The sequence below is a fragment of the Flavobacterium sp. 120 genome (genome assembly GCF_003633605.1).
GTDB lineage: Bacteria > Bacteroidota > Bacteroidia > Flavobacteriales > Flavobacteriaceae > Flavobacterium > Flavobacterium algoritolerans.
Genome location: NZ_RBKZ01000001.1, coordinates 283,400 through 301,194 on the forward strand (window position 1 = coordinate 283,400; position 17,795 = coordinate 301,194).

The 17,795-nt window shown below is 36.5% G+C and carries 14 protein-coding genes; 6 read left to right on the forward strand and 8 right to left on the reverse strand.

What is annotated here, in order from left to right; genetic code table 11:
• The first annotated feature begins 5 nt into the window (after positions 1 to 5).
• Positions 6 to 329 carry a cupin domain-containing protein gene (locus C8C87_RS01125; protein ID WP_121340835.1) on the forward strand — a complete coding sequence of 108 codons (324 nt, stop codon included), beginning with the start codon at positions 6 to 8 and terminating at the stop codon, positions 327 to 329.
• 69 nt (positions 330 to 398) lie between these two features.
• Here C8C87_RS01125 and C8C87_RS01130 read toward each other — a convergent pair whose 3' ends face one another.
• From C8C87_RS01130 to C8C87_RS01140, 3 genes are all read right to left on the reverse strand, one after another.
• Positions 399 to 947, reverse strand: coding sequence for an acyl-CoA thioesterase (locus C8C87_RS01130; protein WP_099713651.1), 549 nt, complete (start codon positions 945 to 947; stop codon positions 399 to 401).
• Positions 948 to 978: 31 nt separating this feature from the next.
• Positions 979 to 2,418 (reverse strand): rubredoxin, encoded by a 1,440-nt coding sequence (locus tag C8C87_RS01135; protein WP_121340836.1) that lies wholly within the window; start codon positions 2,416 to 2,418, stop codon positions 979 to 981.
• A gap of 76 nt (positions 2,419 to 2,494) precedes the next feature.
• On the reverse strand, positions 2,495 to 6,007 hold the full coding sequence (locus C8C87_RS01140) for a nitrate reductase (RefSeq protein WP_121340837.1): 3,513 nt from the start codon (positions 6,005 to 6,007) through the stop codon (positions 2,495 to 2,497).
• A gap of 180 nt (positions 6,008 to 6,187) precedes the next feature.
• Here C8C87_RS01140 and C8C87_RS01145 point away from each other — a divergent pair, with 180 nt between their 5' ends.
• The 5 genes from C8C87_RS01145 (at position 6,188) to C8C87_RS01165 (ending at position 11,859) form a co-directional block, all read left to right on the forward strand.
• Positions 6,188 to 6,892, forward strand: a complete 705-nt coding sequence (locus tag C8C87_RS01145; protein ID WP_099713648.1) for a Crp/Fnr family transcriptional regulator — start codon at positions 6,188 to 6,190, stop codon at positions 6,890 to 6,892.
• A 307-nt stretch (positions 6,893 to 7,199) separates the two neighbouring features.
• Positions 7,200 to 8,651 (forward strand): alginate export family protein, encoded by a 1,452-nt coding sequence (locus C8C87_RS01150; protein WP_199716363.1) that lies wholly within the window; start codon positions 7,200 to 7,202, stop codon positions 8,649 to 8,651.
• Positions 8,652 to 8,677: 26 nt separating this feature from the next.
• Positions 8,678 to 9,907 (forward strand): CmpA/NrtA family ABC transporter substrate-binding protein, encoded by a 1,230-nt coding sequence (locus C8C87_RS01155; RefSeq protein ID WP_099713647.1) that lies wholly within the window; start codon positions 8,678 to 8,680, stop codon positions 9,905 to 9,907.
• A 28-nt stretch (positions 9,908 to 9,935) separates the two neighbouring features.
• Complete coding sequence (ntrB, locus tag C8C87_RS01160) at positions 9,936 to 10,823, forward strand: nitrate ABC transporter permease (RefSeq protein WP_121340838.1); 888 nt, start codon at positions 9,936 to 9,938, stop codon at positions 10,821 to 10,823.
• Positions 10,824 to 11,052: 229 nt separating this feature from the next.
• Positions 11,053 to 11,859, forward strand: coding sequence for an ABC transporter ATP-binding protein (locus C8C87_RS01165; RefSeq protein ID WP_099713645.1), 807 nt, complete (start codon positions 11,053 to 11,055; stop codon positions 11,857 to 11,859).
• A 548-nt stretch (positions 11,860 to 12,407) separates the two neighbouring features.
• Here the strand turns inward: C8C87_RS01165 and C8C87_RS01170 are convergent.
• The 5 genes from C8C87_RS01170 to nirD all read right to left on the reverse strand — a co-directional run bounded on the left by C8C87_RS01170 (position 12,408) and on the right by nirD (position 17,756).
• Complete coding sequence (locus C8C87_RS01170) at positions 12,408 to 13,889, reverse strand: nitrate/nitrite transporter (RefSeq protein ID WP_121340839.1); 1,482 nt, start codon at positions 13,887 to 13,889, stop codon at positions 12,408 to 12,410.
• 288 nt (positions 13,890 to 14,177) lie between these two features.
• Entirely contained in the window at positions 14,178 to 14,837 is a 660-nt protein-coding gene (locus tag C8C87_RS01175; protein WP_121340840.1) for a response regulator transcription factor, read from the reverse strand.
• Positions 14,838 to 14,940: 103 nt separating this feature from the next.
• Complete coding sequence (locus C8C87_RS01180; RefSeq protein ID WP_121340841.1) at positions 14,941 to 16,749, reverse strand: ATP-binding protein; 1,809 nt, start codon at positions 16,747 to 16,749, stop codon at positions 14,941 to 14,943.
• A 12-nt stretch (positions 16,750 to 16,761) separates the two neighbouring features.
• Positions 16,762 to 17,349 (reverse strand): DUF4202 domain-containing protein, encoded by a 588-nt coding sequence (locus tag C8C87_RS01185; RefSeq protein ID WP_121340842.1) that lies wholly within the window; start codon positions 17,347 to 17,349, stop codon positions 16,762 to 16,764.
• A gap of 29 nt (positions 17,350 to 17,378) precedes the next feature.
• Entirely contained in the window at positions 17,379 to 17,756 is a 378-nt protein-coding gene (nirD, locus tag C8C87_RS01190) for a nitrite reductase small subunit NirD (RefSeq protein WP_121340843.1), read from the reverse strand.
• Between the last annotated feature and the right edge of the window lie 39 nt (positions 17,757 to 17,795).

Sequence of the window (17,795 nt, forward strand, 5' to 3'; positions counted from 1 at the left end):
AGAATATGAAAAATATAGTAAAAAAAGAAAATGCTACCCCAAAACAATTTTTGGGAGTTGATTTTGTCGTTCTTTCCATTGGTAAAGACTCCATGGTTACAAAAATGCTGTATAAGTCAACTGATTTTGTTCCTTTTCATAAACATCCTAACGAACAGAGCGGTTATGTTATTTCCGGGAAATACAAATTGAAATTCTCTGGAGAAGAATTTTTATTATCTGAAGGAGATACTTATTCGATTCCTGCCAATGTGGAACATTCTATTGAAATTATTGAAGCTGGTCAGGTAGTTGATGTTTTTACACCCATCCGACAGGATTATTTATAAATTGTATAGGATAACGATACCATACAACATTGAGGGAAGTTGCAGTTTTATTTTAATAATCATTAATTATTACTGCAATTCCACCTTGACATTATACTGATTTAAACTCAAAATAGTTTCTATAGATCCAAAAGTGGCAATGCTTCTTTGGTATTCTCTTTCTTTTTTCAAAGCGATTTGTTTCACGCAGTTTTGAAACCGACTCACTTCTTTTAGATTGGTTAAAATTAATCCTGGAACAGGAGCATTTTTTCCTTCTTTGTCTTTGGAAACCATCGTAAAATAAGACGAATTACAATGTTTTACGACTCCAGTTTGAATATTCTCGGCTTCTACTCGAATGCCAATAATCATAGAACTCGTTCCCACGTAATTTACGCTGGCTTTCATGGTCACCAATTCGCCCACTTCAATAGGTTTCAAGAAATTCACCGTATCTACAGAAGCCGTTACGCAATAATTCCCTGAAAATCTGGAAGCGCAGGCAAAAGCAATTTGATCGAGTAAGGATAAAATGTAACCTCCGTGAATTTTACCACTAAAATTAGTGTGCGAAGGCAGCATTAATTCTGAAATGGTGATATGTGAGGAACTTACCGTTTTGAAAGTAGTGTTCATTTGATGCGTTATTTATTTTTACAAATGGCTTTTATAAAGTACCCAGTTTTTCTCCGGCTAATACGACAAAGTTTATTTTTGGAGATTCACATAAAGAACAGCAGTAGTCCTCCGGTAAATCTTTGAATAAAACTCCTTTTTCAATGCCTTGAATAACATCGCCGTATTCTGAATTGTATAAAGTCAAGCACTCTGGACATTGATGAATATCTTGTGTTGTTGTCTCTTTTTTAGTTGCTTTTGCAGGGACTTCAGCAATTTGATTTCCTAATTCATCAAAATATTTCCTGCTCAATTCAATCAAAATGGTTGGCAATTCCAGTTTGTCAACATCTTGCGCATGAACAATGTATTCTTTGGTATTTGGGTCAAAATTTTTAGCATACAAAACATTATACGTGTCTCTAATTTTGATGGATTCCAAGTCTTTTGGCAACTCATTTTTTTCTACTACAATCGAAGTGAAATAATGTCCGTCTCGGTTGTATTCTGATATTCCAAAAGTAAGTCCGTACGTACTGATGTCAAACTGATCCAGCGTTCGAACCAGAAAAGTTTTGAGATTCAACGCCCATTCCATCGCAACGGGTAAGTGCCAGTTGAGTTCCAATAAGGAGTGACGCACGTTAATTCCTTTTTTGCCCAGGAATTTTTCCCAGTCTAATTTTCTGTCTTTTGGAATCCCTTTTATGATAAATGATTTCCAAGGCGTGATGCATATTTTTCCGATTTTACAATCAAAACACAAATCGCACATTTCTTTCAAAAAGTCTAAATCATAGAGGTTATTTCTCCAATACAAACCCAGCCAATATTGGTCAATTCCCAATCGGTTCATGCCTTCGTAATACGGAAATGGGTAAAAAGGAATGTTCAAGGGCTTGTCTATGGTTCTGTTATTGGTGTCCAAAGCATCGCTGACCAATTGAAAAATCATCTCAACAGAATCCGGTTCTTCAATAAGTTTCTTTTCTATTTCATAATATATTTCAGCAATATTCCAGCTGTAAATCAGTACGGGATACATTTCCATTTTGTCCCATTTTGGCAAACGAACGTATAAAAACCAGTAGTCCTCGTGATCCGAAGCAATGAAGTTGATGTGTCCCGTAAACAAAGGAACCAACTGTTGTTTTGGGTCGGTGATATTAACTTTTAGCTTAGGATGTTGCTTGAATTGTTCTAAAATATATAAAAATTTATTTCCCGTAAGCCAAGGTGTGTTTCTAAAAATATCGGTGGAAACATAGGACGAAACAATGTTATTTCCGCTTTTTTCATTGGGATGTACAAAAAGATTTTTACCTACTTTTTCCTTGTCTACCGCCGTAAAATCTTTTGGAAATATAATGTCTTGCCGAGAACCAAAGGAGATGGAATCCAGCCCTTGTTCTAAACCCATATTTACAATTTCTCGCAATTCACCTGGTGAAATCACGCCTCCTTTTACTATTAGTCTTGTCAATTCCATGTTTATTTAGTGTTCAGTATTCAGTAATTAGTGTTCAGTTACTGACTGTAAACTGACCACCGATCACTGACCACTATTATTTATTTTTTGCTAAAATTTCTTTTACTTCGGTTTTACAACTTCCACAGCCCAGTCCGGCGCCGGTGGTTTTGCATAATTCGGTAAAATTAGTCACGCCGCTTTTTATGGCTTCTTCAATATTGCCGCTTCCCACTTGGCTGCAAGAACAAACGAGTTTTCCTAAAACGGGTTTCGCATTCGAACTTCCTCTTAGCAACGTATTTCTTTTGTCGGATAATTCAATTTTGCTTTCAATCATGGTTTTGAATTCGGCAAACTCATTTTTATCGCCCATCAAAATTGCTCCAACTAGTAAGTCGTTTTTGACGATACACTTTTTATAGTATCTTTTTCCCAAATCAGAAAACACAATTTCTTCGTAAGAATCATCATTCTCTGGAATTTCAATTTCTCCAATGCTGCATAGGTTGATGTCTTCGAGTTTCAGGATGTTCATTAAAACGGAACCTTTATAAAAACTGCTGATGTCGCCGGCCATAAAATTTGCCAAAACATCCGCTTGTTCTTCAGCCGCTGAGGTGATTCCGAATAACTGATTGTTGAATTCGGCTATTTCGCCAATGGCAAAAATATTTGGATTCGACGATTGTAAATACTGATTTACTTTTACGCCACGTCCGCAGGAAATCCCTGATTCTTTGGCTAATTCTATATTTGGGATGGTTCCAATGGTGTACACGATTGCGTTTGCCGTAATAATTCGACCACTTTTTAGGGCAATTTCTATTTCATTAGGATTTTCGGTTTCGAATACCGTGCTGACTTCATTATCAAAATATATTTGTATGTCCCGAAGCTGTACTTCTTCGGCCAGTAATTTACTGGAGATTCGGTCTAATTGACGTTCCATTAATCGGGAAGCCCTTTGAATTATCGTGATTTTTACTTTTTTATGTTTTAAGGCTGCCGCCAATTCCAATCCTAATAATCCACCGCCTACAATAACAACATGTTGCTCTTCGGGAGGTAAATTAGTGTCATCTAGATAGTTTTTCAATCGGTCAGCATCTTCTTTTTTTCTGATGGTGAAGCGTCCGGGCAAATGCAATTGCGCATTTTCAGGAATAAAAGGTCGGCTTCCGGTAGCCAATATCAAGGAATCAAAAGTATGAACGATGCCGTCACTGTCCAGAATTGTATTTTCTTTAGTGTTGATGGTATCAATTGAAACATTTGATTTCATCGTGATATTTAGCTTGCTCAGGGCTTCGTCTTTTATTTTCAAAAGTTGCTCCCACGAAAGTTCAGCTGTTACATATTCCGGTAATAAAACGCGGTTATAGAAAGGATTTTCTTCATTCGAAAACACAATAATTTCATCCGAAGTATTGATTTCTCTATAGTTCTGAATGAATCGAAAAGCGGCTGCTCCAGCGCCCACAACTGCGATTTTCTCAAAAGGTTTCACATATTTGGCAACGGAAACGGTGGTGAACTTAAAATCGGGTTCTTTAGATGTTGGATCTACAACGGTGTTGGTCAAATTATTGGTTCTGTTCAAATCATTTTCCAATTGTTTTCCCCAGTGCATCGGCAAGAAAAGAACGCCTTCCCTAATAGAATCAGATACTTTTGCTTTTACGCGAACAGTCCCGTTTTTGCTCGTCACTACTACAATATCGCCGCTTTTTATGGCTGCTTTGTAGGCATCGATAGGATTTATTTCCAGCATCGGACTTGGGATATGCGTCATCAATCGGGATACTTTTCCCGTTTTGGTCATCGTATGCCATTGGTCTCGAATGCGTCCCGTTGTTAAAATAAACGGAAACTGATTGCTGGGTTGTTCCGAGGTATTTTCAATCGCTGTCGGCAGATTAAAAATTGCTTTTTGCGAAGGCGTATAGAATTTTTTATCCGTAAATAAACGAGGCGTTCCGGGATGTCCATAATCTGGAACCGGCCATTGAAAAGTGCCTTCATTTTTTAATCGATTGTAATTTAAAAAGGAAATATCAATACTGGTGTTTTTTGTCATCAGGCAATATTCCTTGTAAATGTCTTCGGTGGTGTTGAAATTAAACCCGCTAAAATTCATTTTTTTAGCAAAACGAGTCAGGATTTCCACATCGGGAAGTGCTTCTCCCGGAGCATTGATGCCTTTTGGTAAATACGAAATTCGTCTTTCCGAATTCGTCATCGTACCTTCTTTTTCTAACCAACCCGCAGCGGGTAATAATAAATCGGCAAATTTTGAGGTATCTGCATTATGAGAAATCTCTTGAACCACGACAAATTTTGCATTAGCCAATGCTTTTTCGACTCTTCTGGAATCGGGTAAACTCACTAACGGATTGGTGCAAATAACCCAAATCGCCTTCATTTTTCCAGATTCTAAGGCGTCAAACATTTCTGTTGCCGTTAATCCCGGTTTTTCGGAGATGTCTTCGACTCCCCAAAAATCAGCAACTTCTTTTCGGTGAACAGGATTGTTCAATTCTTTATGAACAGCGAGTAAATTTGCCATTCCGCCCACTTCACGACCTCCCATAGCATTGGGTTGACCCGTCAATGAAAAAGGCCCAGAGCCCGGTTTTCCTACTTGTCCGGTGAGTAAAGAAAGGTTGAGTAAAGCGGTGTTTTTGTCTACGCCAATAGCACTTTGGTTGAGTCCCATCGCCCAAAGCGAAAGAAATCCTTTGGCTTTACCAATGATATCAGCGGCTAATTTGATATCGTTTACGGGTATTCCACAGAGTTTTGATGCTTTCTCTAGCGAGCTTGCAAGAACTAAATCTTTATATAGTTTGAAATTTTCAGTGTGGTTTTTAATGAAATCAGTATCAGCATATCCTTGTTCGATTAGCCTTTTGGCCAAAGCATGGTATAAAATAATATCAGTCCCCGGAATGATTTGTAAATGCAAATCGGCGTTTAAGGCCGAGTCTGTTTTTCGGGGATCAATTACAATGATTTTTACTTTTGGATTCTTTTCTTTGTGTTGTTCGATACGTCTAAAAAGAATTGGGTGACACCAAGCAGGATTCGCTCCAGTTATCAAAAAGGTATCGGCGAGTTCAATATCGTCGTAAGCGATGGGAACGGCGTCTTCACCAAATGTTTTTTTGTAACCCACCACCGCCGAGCTCATGCACAAGCGAGAATTGGTATCGATATTATTGGTTTTCAGAAATCCTTTTACGAGCTTGTTTACCAAATAATATTCTTCAGTAAGACATTGTCCAGAAATATAAAATCCAACGCTGTCAGGACCGTGTTTTTTTATGATGGAGGTAAAAACTGCCGCTGCACGTTCCAATGCAGTATCCCAGCTCACACGTTCCATAGGATGTGATTTACTCCATCGCATTTCCGGATATAGGATTCGGTCAGAAGTATCATTGACTACATAATGCAGGTTCATCCCTTTGGAACATAACATTCCTTTATTTACAGGATGGTTTTTGTCGCCAGTTACCGATACTCCATTTTTAGAATCATTGGTTACTATAATTCCGCATCCTACTCCACAATAGGAACACGTAGTTTTGATTTCTGAATTTTGCATTATCGAATTTCTTTATTAATAATGAAAGCCTGCATTTGAGTGCTAACTAAGATATTGAAATGTAAAAATAAGTATTTTTACGTATTAATACGTATTAAATCAATATTATTTTATATTTTTGGTTAAAATAAATGAATGCATCCCATCATTTTGTAAACGATTTTTAAATTTTAGCTACGTATGAAAGAAGAATTAGCCACTTGTACCAGTTGCGTAAATGAAAATTGTTTTATAAAAAAGCACCTTCATTTAGAACAAATGAAAAAGTACATTGATAAAAATCGAAGTTTCACTTGTAAAAAATCGCAACAATTTATAATTGAAGGGGCGCCTATTCAAGGTTTGTATTTTATTTACAAAGGAAAAGTAAAGACTGTAAAAACAGGCATTCACGGCAGAGAACAAATTGTGCGTTTGACCAAAGATGGCGATACAGTTGGTTTTAGAGGCTTCGGTACGAGCAAGCGCTACCACATTGGTGCGTATGCTTTAGAAGATACGATGTTGTGTAATTTCAGTAATGAAGACATGCTGGAAATACTTCATAATGTTCCCGAATTTACCTTTGATTTAATGTTGTTTTACGCAGAAGAATTGAATAAAAGCGAGAATAACATTCGAAAAATTGCCCAAATGAACGTAAGGGAAAGAGTCATTGATACCTTATTGTATATTCATAAAAAATTCGGTCAGTTGAACGGTGTTATTGATTTGGATTTATCCAGAAAAGAAATTGCCGATTTTGCAGGAACTACTGATGAGCAGGTAATTAGAGTGATTTCAAGTTTAAAGAAAGAAGTCCTTATTACAACTATCGGTAAGAAAATAGGATTAGTAAATACAGACAAATTAAAATCTGAAATAAAAGAACACAAATACCTTTAGTGTTCAATTTCAGATTAGATCCACCACTCATTTCCCATTTAATTGACATCGAAAGTCTTTAAAAGTCAATTATCAAAACGCCTTTCCAGAAAATCCCAGAAGTTTCTACTTCCTTTTCTACGTATTCAATTCAGCTAACCTCAAGCTATTGCTGCGTTTGTTGCTATTTACTGCTAAAAGGCAGAAATTAAACTGACATAACTACTTTTTTTCTGGTATTAAAAAGCTATTTACAGCTGTTTTTTATATTATACGTAAGTATTTATACTTACGTAAATTTGCTTCATACTAATTAAAACAGATGATTATGCAAAAGATTAAAACCACATCATTACGTATTCAAGGATTAAGCAAAGAAAAAATGTCAAGTAGAACTCTTTCGAAATCTATTTTCTTAGGCATTGCTTTAACATTTTTAAGTTATAACGAAACCAAAGCGCAATTAACAGCAACAGGACAAGTAAGAGAAAGAACAGAACTTAGAGCAGGACAAGGAACGTTGCAGAAAGAAGATGATAAAGCAGGTTTGTTTACTTCTCAAAGAGCGCGATTAAATATAGGTTATACTGGGTATCGTTTTAAAGTGTTTATGGCTTTGCAAGACGTACGCGTTTGGGGTCAAGATGCTTCAACTATAAACAGAACAACTACTGAAGCGAATAACGGAATTTTATTGCATGAAGCTTGGGGAGAGATTATGTTGAATGATACGATTAGTAAAATTCAAAATCTATCTGTTAAGTTTGGACGCCAGGAAATCTCGTATGATGACCAAAAAGTATTGGGCGGTTTAGACTGGTTGCAACAAGGAAGAAGACACGATGCTGTTGTTTTTAAGTTTGCAAATAAAGGTTGGATTGCCGATGTTGGAGCTGCTTTTAACCAAAATAAAGAACTAAACACAAGCACCATTTATAACGGGACAAATCCTGCTTATGGTGCCGGTACAAACGGAATTGGAACGATGTATAAATCCTTTCAGTATGCGTATTTAGGTCGGAAATTCTTCTTTGGTGACGTGTCTTTTTTGTTCTTTAAAGATGATTTCAATAAATACACCAATGTAACTTCAGGAACTCCGGCGGTAACGACCAAAGTATATGGAGAAGGAGTTTGGAGTCGTAATACAACTGGATTTTATTTTAATTCCGCCATTACCAGAAAACTGAATCTTACGGGAAGTCTTTACCATCAAGGCGGAAAGGACAAAGACGGTCGCTCTATAAGTGCCAATCTGGCTTCGATTACTTCAACCTTACAAGTGGGAAGAAAATTATTTGTAGGTCCCGGAATCGATTATTTATCGGGTGATGACGGTACAAAAACTGTAACGGCAACTTCTGATAATAATCGTTTTGATCCACTTTACGGAACACCACATAAATTTTGGGGAAGCATGGATTATTTCTATGCGGCGAATGGCTTTGGAAAACAAGGATTACTGAACTATTTCTTCAAAGTGAAATACAATGTAAAAGACAATTTGAGTCTCTTTTTAGATGTTCATGGTTTTCAAGCTGCGGATAAATTATCTAACGGAGCCGGAGGAGAATTAAGTTCTTATTTAGGAACCGAAGTGGACTTGTTAGTGAAATACAATTTAACCAAAATGATCAATATTGAAGCAGGTTATTCTATCATGAAAGCGACGAACTCTATGGCTTCGGCAGCGGTTAAGAATGTAACAACTCCAGATTTAAGTCCGCAATTTGCGTATGTAATGGTCAATGTTAAGCCTAATTTTTTAGCTAAAAAATAAAAAAATAACTTTTAAATCTTTTTAAAATGAAAAAATCAAATCAACAAATAAGAAGGACTTTCCAAACCATACTATTGATGGTTTTAGTAGTATTCAGCTCCGCTTTTACAACAATAACCGCCCAAAATGATCCGGTGCGATTAGGATTTATTCCACTTACGGATTGCTCGCCAATAGTTATGGCAAAAGAATTGGGTTTGTTCAAGAAGTACGGTGTTGAGGTTGTGGTAACCAAAGAATCGTCTTGGGCGAATGTTCGTGACAAAATCCTGACAGGAGAATTAGACGGAGCACATTGTTTGTATTCCATGCCCTTTTCAGTATACACTGGAGTAGGTGGAAAAGCAGGTTCCGAAATGAAAATTGCAATGATGTTGAATGTAAACGGACAAGCGATTACGCTTTCAAAAGATTTTTGTGGAAAAGTAGGATTCAAACAAATGAATAAAGTGACTCCGGTTGTTGCGGCTAAACTAAAAGCCGAAAAAGAAGTGACTTTTGCAATGACATTTCCTGGAGGAACACACGATTTATGGTTACGCAACTGGATGTCAATTGCAGGTTTGAATCAAAAAGCAGTAAAAATCATTACAATTCCACCACCTCAAATGGTTGCCAACATGAAAGTGGGTAATATGGACGGATTTTGTGTAGGTGAACCTTGGGGCGGCGTTGCAGTAAAACAAGGAATTGGATTTACACAAGTGGCTTCCCAGGATATTTGGAAAGATCACCCAGAAAAAGCTTTGGTGGTAAACAAGGATTTCAGTGCCAAACGCAAAGCCGATTTAGTGAAAGTAATGAAAGCCGTTATGGAAGCCTGCATTTGGTTAGACAATCCTGTAAATCGTAAAAAAGCAGCGGCGATTATCGGTAGAGCACCTTACGTGAACGCTCCGGCTGATGTAATCGAGAACAGATTGATGGGAAATTATGATTTGGGTTGCAACCAAGGAACACAAGTATATGCCAAAGATTATATGTTGTTTCACAAAGGCGGAATGGTGAACTTTCCTCGTAAATCACACGCAATATGGGCGATGGCACAGTTTGTTAGATTCGGATATTTGAAAGAAGCGCCAAATTATGCTGCCATTGCTGATAAATTGATTTTGGATGATTTGTATAAAGAAGTAGCGGCGAGCATGAAAATTAAAGTGCCAAATGACGATATGAAACCATTTGCACTTACAATGGACAAAACGGTTTTTGACCCTGCAAATCCTGCGGCTTATTTGAAAGTTGTAAAAAGATAAATGAATTATTAAACTAAATTTTAGAACCATGTCTGATAAAAACACACTAACTATTGATGGATTAGATTCATCCATCAATGTGGCGACAGAAAGCAAAAAAAGTGTCGCAGCAGAAAATTATAAACTCAAATTAGCCGTAAATGCACTACTTGAAAAATCTAAATCAGGCTTTTTTGCCGGGATTGGTTTGGTGATTTTTGGAGGTTTTTGGAGCCTATTGAGTTATTTTACTCAAGATGCGCTTCCGGGACCAGTGGCTACTTTGACCGTTTTAAAAGAAATGTTAAGCGATCCGTTTTATGATTACGGGCCAAATGACAAAGGAATTGGATTGCAATTGTTCAGCTCTATCAAAACGGTACTTTCTGGATTTTTGCTGGGTTCTTTAATTGCCATTCCAATCGGGATTTTAATGGGAGCCAGCACTATTTGCAAACAAATTTTTTATCCAATCGTACAATTACTCAAACCCGTTTCGCCGCTGGCTTGGTTCCCAATTGGCTTGGTAGTTTTCAAAGATACCGGAATGGCAACCATATTTATCGTATTCATCACCTCATTATGGTCCACGCTGATAAACACTTCTTTTGGAGTGGCGTCGATTCCGCAAGATCATAAAAATGTGGCAAAAGCTTTTGGTTTTTCCAAGATGAGATACCTCACCAAAATCTTAATTCCGTACAGTTTGCCACACATCATTACCGGATTGCGATTGAGTATCAGCGTTGCTTGGTTGGTAATTGTAGCGGGCGAAATGTTGTCCGGTGGTGCAGGAATCGGGTTTTTTGTATGGGACAGCTGGAATGCGCTAAGTCTCGAAAAAGTAATTTCGGCCATTATCATCATCGGGATTGTAGGATTGCTTTTTGACAGAATCTTCACTTTTATCGAAAATAAAGTAGCTTACAAAGCGTAGTTTTAAAATCAGGAAGTTTTTCTTTTGGGCGTGCCCCTTCAGATTGCTTCGTCTGTCGCCTCGCAACTTTGGGTCGTGCTGTATGTTCCCGCTTTTTTTAAGCCGAAAAAAATCGGCTCAAAAAAGAGCTCCACTGCCATCACTCACGCAAACCCGATACATAAAGAATTCACTATAAAAATAACATCGATTTTTAGAGCCAATCTTCAAATCATTAAATAAAGAAATCATGAGTTATTTAGAAATCAAAGATTTAGAAATTTCATTTCCAACACCAAAAGGAAAATATATTGCCGTAAGAGATATCAATCTGTCCATCAAAAAAGGGGAAATTATCTCCATCATTGGACATTCCGGTTGTGGAAAATCAACCATTATGAATGCGATAGGAGGAATGCTTACGCCAACAGGAGGAACAGTAGCATTAGACAATAAAAAAATAAAAGGACCGGGACCGGATCGCGGAATCGTTTTTCAAAATTATTCGCTTTTGCCTTGGATGACTGTTGAACAAAACATTTTTCAAGCCGTAGATTCCGTTATGGATTGCTCCAAAAAAGAGAAACTGGAAATCGTAGAAAAAAACCTAAAAATGGTCAATTTATACGAACATAAAGATAAGTTACCGGGACAATTATCGGGTGGAATGAAACAAAGAGTTGCTATTGCCAGAGCCTTTGCTATTAATCCGGGAGTGTTGTTGCTGGATGAGCCTTTTGGCGCTTTGGACGCCTTAACCAAAGGTTCGATGCAACTGGAAGTGTTGAAATTATGGAATTTAAACAACCGTGAAAAAACCATCGTGATGATTACGCACGATATCGAAGAAGCCTTATTCCTATCCGATAGAATTGTGGTGTTGAATAACGGTCCGGCTTCCACTATCAGGGAAATTGTAGAAGTACATTTGCCAAGACCCAGAAACAAAATCGAAATCGTAAAAATGCCCGAATATATTGAACTAAGAGATAAATTATTACATCTCTTAACCGATAAATTCTCCATTGAAGATATGGGAATGGTGTATAAAAGTTAGTTTTATTTAATTTTTTTGAGTGAAAAATCCCTGTAATGTTAAAACGTTACGGGGATTTTTGTTGGATATATATTTAAATAGGGGACATTGTAAGACGTACGACATAACCGCATTGTAGAGACGCACGTAGAGACGCACTGCAGTGCGTCTCTACGATACGATAAACAGGTTAATTGGGTTTTTAGATCGTAGTATTTATCATCAATCTCAAATATACACTTAAATTTAAAATGTCTTGTAAATGCAATTAAATCAATGATCGTTAATTCGCCAAGTCGTGGTTGATTTGGCACATTTAATTAGAAACAAAAACCGCAAATCACAAACATAAAATCTGTGAATTTGCGGTTGAATACTTTTTTTAGCTTCTACACAAGACATAAAACCGTAATAGGAAAATTAGTCTTATATCTGTGTATGAAGTAAAAACTTTCTAGAGGAATCGAAATGTAGAGACGCACTGCAGTGTGTCTCTACTGTATAATAGGGGATTAGTGTATGAATAACAATTTCTTTAACCCAAATAACCCATTCAAAAAAGTATATTTTTATTTTTTACGTTCCATTTCTCGGGATAGCGTAGGTTGTTTTTCGTTCATGATTTTCGTTACAGTATAGTGCATCCAAATCAAACAAATAGCTGAAAAAAGCAAGATGAATATCCATGAGCTGGACCAAATGCCGGTGGCTGTTAATAAATAGCTGAAGATAATTGGTCCAAAGAAACCGCCTAATCCACCAATCATTCCTACCATTCCACCTACAACGCCAACTTCTGTCGGGAAATATTCCGGAATGTGTTTGTAAACGGCAGCTTTGCCAATTCCCCAAGAAATACCAATCAGAATCACCAAAACTAAGTACACCCACATATTGGCATCAAAACGAATGTGGGTAATTCCTTTAGCAATCAATTCCTTTTTCTTGACATCTTGATTCTGACTCACAACAACTTGTTGCCACGATGTTCGAACCGGAAAAATAGAACTTTGCTGCGGTTGTATTGTCTTTTGAGCAATGGCAAAGTCAGTATCGCCAATTTTCACATTTGAATCAGAAATCATTGTGATTGTTCCTTTTTTGGTGGCCAAAACTCCGGGTCCCGTTGTGGTAATATCCATTTTTGGAATCATCAACAACGCGCTGAGGATTACTGAGGAACCCAATACCCAATACATCACTTTTCGAGCACCAAATTTATCTGATAAATAGCCTCCAAAAGCGCGAATCACCCCAGACGGCAAGCTGAACATGGTGGCGAATAATCCACCCATGACAAGACTCGTTTGGTATACATTCATGAAGTTAGGCAACAACCATTGTGAATAGGCAACGAAACATCCAAAAACCAAGAAGTAATAGGCTCCAAATCGCCAAACACGTACACTTTTTAAGGATTGCAGCATTTGAGAAACGGTTTTGGTGTGGTTCTCTATTTTTTTGTTTTTAGCAAAAATTAAGAAAAATATCCCAATAACGACTAAAGCAAAACCATATATAACAGGCAATAATTTCCAACCATTTTGCGGATCTTCAATTGAAAAATGATTTAATAACGAAGGTGCCAAAAAAGTAGTTATGGCAGCTCCTGCATTTCCTATTCCGAAAATCCCCAATGCTCTACCTTGCCATTCTTTTGGATACCAAATAGAAGTATAGCCAATACCAACGGCAAAGCTTGTTCCTACCATACCAAACAAAAAGCTTAAAAGGGCAAACATAAAAAAACTATCCGCTAATGGCAGTAGAAATAAGGGAATAGAGCAGAGAAGGAGTAGTATGGAGAAAACGTATTTTCCGCCAAATTTATCAGTCAAAATACCAATTGGTAATCGCATAATGGAACCTGTAAGAATCGGAATTCCCAGAAGCCATCCCACTTGTACAACGCTCCACTTGAAAATACCGTTGTCTACCAAGAAAGTGACCAAAACACCATTTAAAGTCCAACAAGCAAAACATATTGTGAATGCCAGTGTATTTAAAAACAAAATTTTATGCGATTGGGATAAAGAGTTTGAAGTTTTCATCGTACCTATATTTTTTACAAATATAAGTACTATTACTTAATTTAAGTAAATTATACGTAAAAATACGTATTTATGTGAATATTTTAAAATTCGATGTATTTATTTCTAAATAGCCATAATTGAATCTATATATTGTAAAATCTTCAAAAAAGTCGTTCTTTTTAGGGTTAAAAACAGTTTAGATTGCCTCAGAAATAGTTTTTAAATATGGAGTTTGGATTGTTTTAAACAACAAATAAAGAAAACAGCATACGTATTCTTGAAAAATAAGTGTTTTTAGAATTGTACTTATATCAAGGAATACTCGTTGGCTTTATTGGAAAGTTCCATTAAGTTTTTGACTTTTAATTTTTTCATCAAATTAAAACGATGCACTTCGGCAGTTCTTTTGCTGATATCTAAAGCTTCGGCAATTTCTTTGTTTCCTTTGCCTGACAATAAAAGTTTAAGAATTTCTCGTTCTCTTTTGGTAATCAACTGCTCTTCGTCCTGCATTGGTTTTGGTTCCTGAATAGAAGTGGAGTTGTTCAGTTGTCCAATTAATATGGATGAAATATCGCCGCTGAAATATTTTCCTCCATTAGCAATAGTCTGTAATGCCTTAAGGAATTCTTCTTTACTGGATCCTTTTAGTAAGTATCCATCGGCTCCGGCTTTGATTGATTTTAATACGTATTCCTCAGATTCATGCATGGACAGCATAACAATTTTAACCAAATTGTTTTGACTTCGTAGTTTTTCGACAACTTCAATTCCTGTCATATTAGGCATACGAATGTCTAAAATTAATAAATCAGGTTTGCAGCTTTCTACTATTTTTAATGCTTCGAGACCGTCGGTCGCTTCGCCGACAACTTCTATATTTGCTTCGTTTTCCAACAATGATTTGATTCCGTCTCTCACAAATACATGGTCATCTGCCAATACAACTCGAATAGTATTACTCATAATTTACTTAATTTTAAAATCTAATTTTTACGTATAAAAACCTAAAAAGTAGGCTAAGATACGTAATTCTTAAAAATAAAGTCCAAATTCTAATATTTATCTTTTATATAGGAATATTGAAGGTGATTCGGGTTCCTTCACCCACAATGGAGTTAAAGAAAACACGACCATTAATATATTGTATTCTTTCTTTCATGAACAGCAATCCCATTCCAGACTCGCTGTTTCGCTTTTTTTCTGCCGTTTCAATGTCAAAACCTTTTCCGTTGTCGTCTATTGTAATGCTCAAAATAGAATTACTATGCGAAAGTTGTACAATAATATGAGAAGAATCGGCATACTTAATTGCATTGTTTATGGCTTCCTGCGTAAGTCTGTAAATATTTATTTCAATTAAAGAATCCAGGCGTTTATCAAAATTAGTTTTGTTGTAAAAAAGAATATTCTTTCCGGTCAGTTTTGATAATTCTTGAGTAAGTTTTGCAAGTGCGGAGTTTATTCCGTGGTCGCTTAATTCCGGTGGCATTAAGTTGAATGTGGCGGTGCGAACACCTTTTATAATATCTAAAGACAGTTTTTTGAGGTATTCAATTTTCTGGGCTGCTTTTTCTTTGTCGTCCAGATTAATGCTTTCCAAACTGAATTTTAATCCGGTGAGCATTTGTCCAATTCCGTCGTGGATTTCTCGTGCAATTCTATTTTGTTCATTTTCCTGATTTTCGACAATTTTACTCGAAATAACCTTCTGCTGATTGATTTTATCGGTTACATTTTCAGTGTTCAATCGCTCGACTTCCTGTTCTGCTTTTTTACGCTCAGTAATATCAAAACAGATAATCAATAATTCGGATTCTTCTTTTTTTATGGTTACCGGAACCATTGATAAGTCCAGCCAAATCGATTCCCCGTTTCTATTGGTAATGTTGATTTCCCCTTGCCAGCCACTTCGCTGTTTTTCAGCAATAATCCGGTCAATACCGATTTGTTCTTTCTCTATTGGAGTTACGACTTGTGAGAAGGTTTTATCAGAAATAAAGGGATTGTATTGCAGTAGTTTAGAGAATTTTTCTCCAATGTGTATCAGTTTTCCATCGGGTGAAACGCGACAATAGAGCAAGGTGTTTTCCATCGCATAATTGAGTGATTTCAATTCTTTGACGGAGTTTTCTTTTATTTCGCTTATGATTTCGGTATCGTGGGCGAGTTTCAAAGCCTTTTTTTCGGAGAACAAAAGTTTAAAAATAAGTGTCTCTACTTTTTTGTTGGTTGGTTTGAAAATAAAAATGAATTCCAATAGCAAAACCAAGAGAGTAAACAGTAAAATTGCATATTCCGTTTTGCTTTGCAACGTTACTTTTTCGAGGGCTTCTTTATCATATTCACCAACAATTTCATTCATTTTCGAAAGGAAAATACTTTCGTTTTCAAGAATATTTTGAACTAATTTTTGATTCTCCTGTTCTTTTGTATGTGATTTTTTGTTTTCTAAAAGTCGGGTTGCAGCATTAAGTATAGTATCAAAATTGGGTTTGATAGCTACAAATAATTTAGTGAGTGCGGGGCTTTTTTCTTTTGGGAAACCAAGGCTGTCATTTCCTTTTTCCAACGCATTATGGTTGAATTTCCAAAGTGAGATTATTTCATTGATTCGGATGATTTCCTGCTGGCTTTTGGAAGTGTCCGTCACGAAATTCAGAATCAAAATCTCCTTTGTCAATTTCTGGCTTAACATTCTTTGTTTTCCGGAAATGTTGATTATTCGCGAATCGCTTCGCTGACTGTTTAGGTTGTATTGTATCAAAAGCTGGCTCAATAATACCGTTATTGCAATCGTCAATAAGGCGAATAAATACAATCGCCTTAAGTTTTTGAATGAAATGGTATCTATGGATGTTGCCACTTTGTTTTTCATAAAGAAATCGAATTACAATCCAAGAGCCTCTTTTATCAATTGAAAGTTTGTTGTGCTAAAGTTGATTTTTAGTGCTTCCTGATGTCCTTTTTCGGACATTTTATTCCAAGTTTTCAGAATGATATTTTTCAGTTTTTCTCTATCGTGTTTGTGTACAAAAGGGTCTAAATAATATTCTAGAAATACAAGACAAATTACATCCTCGAGTAGTTGTGTTTCAGCATCTTTTTTGAGTAATTTTTTTTCGATTAAAAAAGAAACCCGTGCAATAAATTCTTCGGAATAACCTGCTTTTTCTAAAATTGCAGCCGTAGTTTTAGCATGGAATTTTTTCAAATCTTCGCGCCATTTCAAATATCCCACACGGTCCATTGGATAGGATTCCCGGGCTACTTTCCATCGGCAGATGTGTTGTGCTTTGGAAGCAATCTGAACAGCCTCGGATGCATTTGGATAAAAATCCATAAGCCTTTCGTACATTCTGTTAGAATACAATAGTTCCTTTGGATGAGAAACGGATTGGTAGATTTCGTGATTTGGATCTTGTGCATTTTCTGCATCAATCCATGCGCTGGCGTTTTGAAATGGAGTTGCTGTCATTTGAAAAGTTAAAAATCAAAGATACATAATTATTCCAAAAAGCCTACGAAGACCTCATTTTCAACAATTTTTACCGGATAGGTGGCAATTTTTAAATCATCTCCATTCAAATTTGATCCGTCAACAAGAGAGAATGTTTTCTTGTGCATTGGACAGGCAATTTTAGGAATATCATCAGCGGAACCAATCATTCCTCTGGAAAGTACCATTTCCATTTTGTGAGGACATAAGTTTTGGCAAGCGTACCATTCGTTTCTTCGGTCAAATTTTATAATGGCGATTTGTTTGTTTTTGTATTTGATGCAGCCACCACCATTGCTGGGAAAATCAGCAGTTTTTCCTGCCTTGAACCATACTTTTACTTCGTTTAAATTTACGGTTTCGTATTGACTTAGAATGTTTTCCATTTGAATAATCTTTTAATTTTCCTCACCCCAGCCCTCTCC

Coding starts and splice junctions, on each gene's coding strand:
- C8C87_RS01125 (WP_121340835.1), top strand. CDS start 6: ATGAAAAATATAGTAAAAAAAGAAAATGCTACCCCAAAACAATTTTTG.
- C8C87_RS01130 (WP_099713651.1), bottom strand. CDS start 947: ATGAACACTACTTTCAAAACGGTAAGTTCCTCACATATCACCATTTCA.
- C8C87_RS01135 (WP_121340836.1), bottom strand. CDS start 2,418: ATGGAATTGACAAGACTAATAGTAAAAGGAGGCGTGATTTCACCAGGT.
- C8C87_RS01140 (WP_121340837.1), bottom strand. CDS start 6,007: ATGCAAAATTCAGAAATCAAAACTACGTGTTCCTATTGTGGAGTAGGA.
- C8C87_RS01145 (WP_099713648.1), top strand. CDS start 6,188: ATGAAAGAAGAATTAGCCACTTGTACCAGTTGCGTAAATGAAAATTGT.
- C8C87_RS01150 (WP_199716363.1), top strand. CDS start 7,200: ATGCAAAAGATTAAAACCACATCATTACGTATTCAAGGATTAAGCAAA.
- C8C87_RS01155 (WP_099713647.1), top strand. CDS start 8,678: ATGAAAAAATCAAATCAACAAATAAGAAGGACTTTCCAAACCATACTA.
- ntrB (WP_121340838.1), top strand. CDS start 9,936: ATGTCTGATAAAAACACACTAACTATTGATGGATTAGATTCATCCATC.
- C8C87_RS01165 (WP_099713645.1), top strand. CDS start 11,053: ATGAGTTATTTAGAAATCAAAGATTTAGAAATTTCATTTCCAACACCA.
- C8C87_RS01170 (WP_121340839.1), bottom strand. CDS start 13,889: ATGAAAACTTCAAACTCTTTATCCCAATCGCATAAAATTTTGTTTTTA.
- C8C87_RS01175 (WP_121340840.1), bottom strand. CDS start 14,837: ATGAGTAATACTATTCGAGTTGTATTGGCAGATGACCATGTATTTGTG.
- C8C87_RS01180 (WP_121340841.1), bottom strand. CDS start 16,749: ATGAAAAACAAAGTGGCAACATCCATAGATACCATTTCATTCAAAAAC.
- C8C87_RS01185 (WP_121340842.1), bottom strand. CDS start 17,349: ATGACAGCAACTCCATTTCAAAACGCCAGCGCATGGATTGATGCAGAA.
- nirD (WP_121340843.1), bottom strand. CDS start 17,756: ATGGAAAACATTCTAAGTCAATACGAAACCGTAAATTTAAACGAAGTA.